The following is a 6,048-nucleotide window of genomic DNA, read 5'->3' as shown; positions in this document are numbered from 1 at the left end:
TTTTTATTAGGTGATAATGTTAATTATGTCAAATTAGATTTGACTGAGTCTGAGGATATTCGCTGACTCGCGCACCTCCCGGTGCGCTTCGTATCAGGCGTCCGGCAGATCTGGCCGCAGCTCTGCTTCGATCTGGTCGATTGACGGCAGCGTTGTTTCCAGGGATTCGGGCACCTGTCGAAGCAACTGATACTCCGCAACGCCCATCGGTTTGGCGACGCCTCGCAGCGCATATTCCGCGACCAGCCGGTTCTTTCCCTTGCACAGGAGCAACCCGATTGTGGGTTAATCATCGAGCGCCTTGACCTGCGCATCGATCGCAGAAAGGTAAAAGTTAAGCTGGCCTGCATACTCTGGGCGGAACGGGGTCGCTTTCAGTTCAACGACCACATAGCAGCGCGGTAAGGCGCTTGAACACGGCTGGTTGCGGCAAGTGCTGACGATGCAGATCGAGACCGCGGCCGATACGCGAGAGCCGGCAGCGCAGTGACGAATTTCAGGGAAACCTTAGCCCCGCAACAGTCCGATCTCGCCCGGGACGCGATGACCAGCTTGCCCGGGATCTGAAAAGCAGCGTTTCCCGACGTGCGGGGTTTTTCCCCGCGCAACCTGAAATTTATGCGCTCGCCGGCGCAAGCCTGGCCGGACGCGGAATTTGTGCAGCAGCCTGCTGCACCATTGCCCTGGTTCCATCTCTGTACCCTGCTGGACAAGGTCAAGGATCCAGCGAAGCTGCCGCACGGCCACACCGGCGACAGACGCGCGCGCCGTCCGTGCGATGGTTGGTAGGCACAAATTTACGCATCAAATGATGCTATAATCGTGCCATTGATAAACGGAGGCTGCTATGCGAACCACAATCGCGTTGGACGATGATCTGGTCTCCCGGGCGCAGGACTATACCGGCTTGAGCGAGAAGTCGGCTCTTGTCCGCGAAGCGTTGAAAGCACTTATTGAACGTGAAGCCGCGCGCAGGCTCGTCGCGTTGGGCGGCAGCCAACCCGGTATCACTTCTGCGCCGCGCCGTCGGCAGGAGGTTGAATGATCCTCGTGGACACGTCTGTGTGGATCGATCACATCGGGCAATCGGAGCCGATTCTGGTCGAGCTGCTGCTCAATGACCGTGTCCGGATCCATCCATATGTGATAGGCGAAATATCGCTGGGCAGTTTGCGCAACCGCCCTACCGTGCTTCGTGCTCTGAACGATCTGCCTCGCGTGCCCGTGGCTACACCAGACGAAGTTTTATTTCTGGTTGAGCGACAGCAGTTGTTTAGCCGTGGGATCGGCTACGTCGATACCTCGTTGCTCGCATCCGCGAAGCTCCAGCCTGGCGTGACGATCTGGACGCGGGACAAGCGATTGAAAAAAATTGCCGACGAGCTTGCGCTGAGCGCGGTTCTGGAGCACTAGACAGCGAAAACGGAAAAGTGATGGACGGGTCCGCGACCGGCGACGCTATCGCGTTAGCGGGAGAGATTCCGGGCGACAGCTATCGGCAGACGACCATGAAGCAGGCCCGTGAAGTCAGCGATTCCATCCCATCAGAACCCCGCGGTGTAGGTATGGGCCTGAGAGGTCGCCTCCGAAAGCTGCGCGTTGACGTCCTGGCCCAACCAGTCCTACTGATCACCCGCTGCGTTGATCCGGCCTGCGAGCGTTTGCGCGTCACTTATGATCGTCTGCAGCACCAAGCCGGTGGAAAAGGCCGCTATCGCAGTCGAATAATGTCTTTCGCCGCGGCACGCACCCAATCCTGTTCCGAGCGACACCTCAGCTTGGAGCGCTTCGTGTTCGGGTGTTCGGCCCGACTTACGGTGTGCCCCATCAACAGGCCAAAATCGTAGGCTCGCTCAAGAGCCCGCTCGACACTGGAAATCCGAACGAGCCGGACGTCTGTAGTAATCTTTCCCGACTCCGCGAAGGAGCGGATTCCAACTCCTCGCTGGCGATGGCAGCCAGCGGATCCCAGCCACCCTCCTTCCTCACTGCTTCAGTCATCTCGATGTCCGGACTTTCGCCCAAAACCTTACTGACCGTAATTTTATTGATTTAATTCCGAAGCGTTCTTAAATGATGGATCAACTATTTGTAAGACAGTCCACGCACCCGGCACAACCCGGGAGGGTGCCCCCGGCAGGGTGCTAGCGATAGGGCGCGACCAGGCCGCTGGCTGCGAGGATCTCTGGTCAGGGCTTCGCCGGCGCGCACCGGGTCAACGGCTTGGTCCAGAACGCAGCGCGCATGCGCTCTTGGTCAGGCTTTTGCGCCCGAGGCGGCAGTTTGGCCGCCATGGTCTCTGAGGCTCGAAAAAAGGGGGTATTTCATGGGGCTTATGTTGGGTATTTGTTGCGACGTCAATTATATTTTACTATGCACAGAAATGAGTAATCGCTCGCGCCGCGCGCCCCCGTGACGCTGGCGCCTCGCACGTCGCGTCGCGCATCGACGTCCTTCTCGCGCCCCACTGGTGAAGCCACAATAGGGACGCGCGTCGAGCAATCACTCCCGCGCGGCGTATTCGCGACAATACGTCGCCGCCCTGCTCGCGGTACAGGCGTATTATCTGGTTGACCTGTCCTGTTGCTATCAGCTGACTCTTTGGGTGCGCGCTGGCCAACAAAAACGCGCGGATCGTGTGGGCTCTGCTGGCTCACGACCGAACGTATCGGCGCGACCATGAATCCGCGATGCCAAATATGTAGCCCCAAACAGCATCAAGTTCGTAGCAAAGAGAAGGACACTTCCACCGATTGCCTGGGCAATCATGACGTGATGGCAAGATAGGTCAGACCGTGACGAGTCAAACCCAACTCTGTCAAAGAGCACCAAGCTCGCCAACTTGATCGGGACCTCGTCAGCATATTCCATCAGGGACAGCACCGGCCTGCGCTCGGCACTGAAGTCCGGATGCATGGCTGCAATCAAGACCTTTGAACCATCGCAACGTGAAGCTTGGCAAACCGGGGGCGTCCATGCATGACAGAGCCGTATGGTGCGTAATCGCGTGACTGACCGGCAAATTATAAGTCGGCGCGACGGTCGCTAGTGGCAGCAGGGGCGCCCCGCGGCCGGAAATGATAACGATCTTGTAACGGGCGGGTCAGCATCGGGACAGGCGCCGCAGCCGAGAATGAAGGCAACTCTTCATCGACGCCGATGGAGAGGCTCGAGGTCTCGTTCATGGTGAATGCGGCCACTACGCTCTCGAAGGGGAACCATCATGAAAGCACTGATCAAGGCCGTACTGATTGCCTGCGCGCTGAGTGCGCCTGCATTCGCGTTTGCCCAAACCGCCAATGCGCCGGTGACCCGCGCCCAGGTGCAAGCCGATCTTGTCCTGGTCGAACAAGCTGGATATCGTCCAGCAGCGACCGATCCGTACTATCCCGCCGACCTTCAGACGGCCGAGGCGAAGATCGCGGCGCACAGCCAAACGCCCGAGGCGTCGTCACTTGGCGGCGTGACGACGGGCGCTTCGCAGGCCGGCGCGCTGCTCGCATCGAACGACGCGGATCCGATCTACGCTCACCATTGAACGCGCGGGCGCTGTCACGTTAGCGGAGGTGTTCGCGTAACATAGTGGGATTGCGAAGACGAAATCGCTTTATCACGGCCACCGGTTCCCAGCGACGGTCATCAGCCATGCGGTGCGGTGGTACTTCCGGTTCCAGCTCAGCCTGCGCGACATCGAAGAGTTGTTGTTCGAGCGCCGCGTGACGGTCAGCTACGAGACGATTCGCCGCTGGTGCGAGAAATTCGGCGCGGGCTTCGCCCATCGGGTGAAAGCGGCACGCCGCAAGCCGGGTAGCACGTGGCACCTCGACGAAATGTTCGTCACCCTGCGTGGCGAACCGTACCTGCTTTGGCGTGCAGTCGACGAGCACGGCGTCGAGTTCGACTTCTTGCTGCAACAGCGGCGCGACAAGACCGCCGCCAAACGATTCTTCAAGCGTTTGCTGCGCTGCAACCCGGTGCCACGCAAGATCGTCACGGATCAATTGCGCAGCTATCCGGCAGCGAAAGCCGACATTCCGGAGTTGGTCAACGTGAGACACGTGTTCGTCAAGGCTGCGGCTCGTGTCAACAACCGTGCGGAGAACAGCCATCAGCCCACGCGGGGGCGCGAGCGGCGCATCCCCCAAGGGGACTTCCTTCGGGGCGTGCGTGGCTTTCGCGACCCGAAGCGCACGCAGGCCTTCCTGTCGAGCTTCGGTCCGATCCGCGCAGCACTTCGCACTGAAACGACATCTGATGCGTGCTTCTCTTTATCAAAGGCAGTACCGGTTAAAACCTCCCCCTTCAGGGGGATTCCGAATTTGGGCGGGGTGGGTGCAGCCCCGTCAAAATTCTCTTGACGCAGGGAGCCGTTCAGGCGCACTAGCGGATCACTTCTGCACCGCAAACACCTCGCGGCCCGGTTCGTCGCATGGCGTGAATTTACCAACGTCGCCCAAACTCTGTCGAATTCTTTCTAAGCCGCAGTCCCTCATGCATCTTCATCGACGAAGTTTGGCAAGTTGACAGCGCCGCCTAGAGTTGTTTTCAACGCTATCAGATTGACTTTGGCCGCCCGTAATACCCGCGGTTGGCCCGATCGCACACACTGGAAAATCATCATGAACGAATCCACACACATCGAAGACTTTTCCGCCCTCGACGATTGGGCACCTGTGATTCCCGAGTGGCAAGCCTTCAGGCCCGAAGCCTATCCCTGCCCGATCAAAGAGGACTGCGCCGACTGACGCGGCTCAGGCGGTGAGATAGGGTTCGGAAACGACAAAGCCCGACACGAAGCCGATTCGTGAACACCCTTGGCGGCTGCTCGGCCGGCCCGGCTCAATCTCCGCGGCCTCAACCGTCACGTCCACACAGCATCAAGCGGAGTTTCACCATGAGTCGAAATCCCGCTCGTTCAACGAGCGTCGATTTCCTGCGCGGCCTGGCGCTGATCGTGATTACACTCGACCACGTCTCGCACAGTGCGCTCTCGCATCTGACACTGCATACCTATGCATTTTGCGACGCGGCCGAGGTCTTCGTCTTTCTCGGCGGCTATGCGAGCGCCGCCGCTTATTGCGCGATGTCAGCGAGCGGTGGCACAGCGCACGCGCATCGCCGCTTCCTTAAACGCAGTTGGGAAATTTATCGTGGCTATCTCCTGACGGCCGCTCTAATGCTGCTTTGCGGCCTGGCGATGCTCGCGCTGCACATCCACACCGCCATACTGACCTATACCGATGCGCCACGGTTTTTGGTCCGGCCGTTCCAGACGCTACTCGATATCGCCACGCTACGGCGCCAGCCTGATCTGGCTGCAGTGCTGCCGATGTATATCGGGTTCGCACTGTGCGTGCCGCTGGTGACGCCGGTTGTTCGTCGCCGGCCGGCTACCGCCCTGCTGGCGAGCCTGGCGTTGTGGCTGTGCGCACCCCCGCTTGCGCATCTGCTGCCGAGCGCCGACCCTATCGGCTGGTCATTCGATCCGTTCGCGTGGCAATTGATGTTTATGCTTGGCATGCTGTGCCGGCTGCATCCGGTGTCCGCCGTGTTCCAGACTTCGCGCGCCGGACTACGGCTGACCTGGATTGCGCTCGCCGTTGCGCTGGCTTTCGCCGCTTACAAGTTGATGATTGAGAGCCAGCCGGAACTCGGCTATCTGAAACAGCACCTGAGTTCCCTGAGAGTCATCAACTTCGTCGCGATCGCCTGGCTGGTCGCGCAGATGAGCCGGCTCGGGTGGATCGACCGGCTGGCCGCAGCGCTACCGCCAGTGGTTACGGTCGGTCGCCAGGGACTGACCTGTTTTGTCTGGGGAACGCTCATTTCGATCGTTGCCGACACCGCGCTGCGGGTCGCAGTGCCCGCCTTTCATACACGCACGCAAGCGGTTGCTGCGGCGCTGTCGGCCGACTTGCTGACGATCGCGGCGGTGCTCGGCGTCGCCATCGCTGCGGCCAAGCTCAAATCCAATCGGCCGACAGCGCGGCGGCAAGACAGAAATGGACAATACGGATGCCGAGCCGCCGCAGAAACGCAGATACCTAG

5 protein-coding genes and 4 pseudogenes are annotated in these 6,048 nt (G+C 59.9%); 8 read left to right on the top strand and 1 reads right to left on the bottom strand.

The window, feature by feature from the left end; genetic code table 11:
* Positions 1–93 precede the first annotated feature (93 nt).
* Positions 94–399: pseudogene (locus tag PQR02_RS39365) on the bottom strand (PDDEXK nuclease domain-containing protein); the annotation flags it as partial.
* A 146-nt stretch (positions 400–545) separates the two neighbouring features.
* Here PQR02_RS39365 and PQR02_RS39360 point away from each other — a divergent pair.
* From PQR02_RS39360 to PQR02_RS39330, 8 genes and pseudogenes are all read left to right on the top strand, one after another.
* Positions 546–726: pseudogene (locus PQR02_RS39360) on the top strand (DUF1016 N-terminal domain-containing protein); the annotation flags it as partial.
* A 121-nt stretch (positions 727–847) separates the two neighbouring features.
* Positions 848–1,045 carry a type II toxin-antitoxin system VapB family antitoxin gene (locus PQR02_RS39355; RefSeq protein WP_408243217.1) on the top strand — a complete coding sequence of 66 codons (198 nt, stop codon included), beginning with the start codon at positions 848–850 and terminating at the stop codon, positions 1,043–1,045.
* The gene (locus tag PQR02_RS39350) at positions 1,042–1,413 is read left to right on the top strand and encodes a type II toxin-antitoxin system VapC family toxin (protein ID WP_408243216.1); all 372 of its coding nucleotides are present in this window, start codon (positions 1,042–1,044) and stop codon (positions 1,411–1,413) included. Before PQR02_RS39355 ends, PQR02_RS39350 begins: the two co-directional genes overlap by 4 nt.
* A gap of 1,810 nt (positions 1,414–3,223) precedes the next feature.
* Positions 3,224–3,538 (top strand): DUF4148 domain-containing protein, encoded by a 315-nt coding sequence (locus PQR02_RS39345; RefSeq protein ID WP_408243215.1) that lies wholly within the window; start codon positions 3,224–3,226, stop codon positions 3,536–3,538.
* 49 nt (positions 3,539–3,587) lie between these two features.
* A pseudogene (locus PQR02_RS39340) lies at positions 3,588–4,276 on the top strand (IS6 family transposase); the annotation flags it as partial.
* Positions 4,277–4,400: 124 nt separating this feature from the next.
* Positions 4,401–4,478 (top strand): annotated as a pseudogene (locus tag PQR02_RS41080) (IS6 family transposase); the annotation flags it as partial.
* Positions 4,479–4,619: 141 nt separating this feature from the next.
* Positions 4,620–4,745, top strand: a complete 126-nt coding sequence (locus PQR02_RS39335) for a hypothetical protein (protein WP_408243214.1) — start codon at positions 4,620–4,622, stop codon at positions 4,743–4,745.
* A 149-nt stretch (positions 4,746–4,894) separates the two neighbouring features.
* On the top strand, positions 4,895–6,048 hold a 1,154-nt coding region (locus PQR02_RS39330), incomplete at its 3' end, for an OpgC domain-containing protein (RefSeq protein ID WP_408243213.1).

The organism is Paraburkholderia sediminicola, assembly GCF_046026895.1.
GTDB lineage: Bacteria > Pseudomonadota > Gammaproteobacteria > Burkholderiales > Burkholderiaceae > Paraburkholderia > Paraburkholderia sediminicola_C.
Note: the sequence above shows the minus strand (reverse complement) of the source record. Positions and strands in the feature narration are given on the sequence as shown.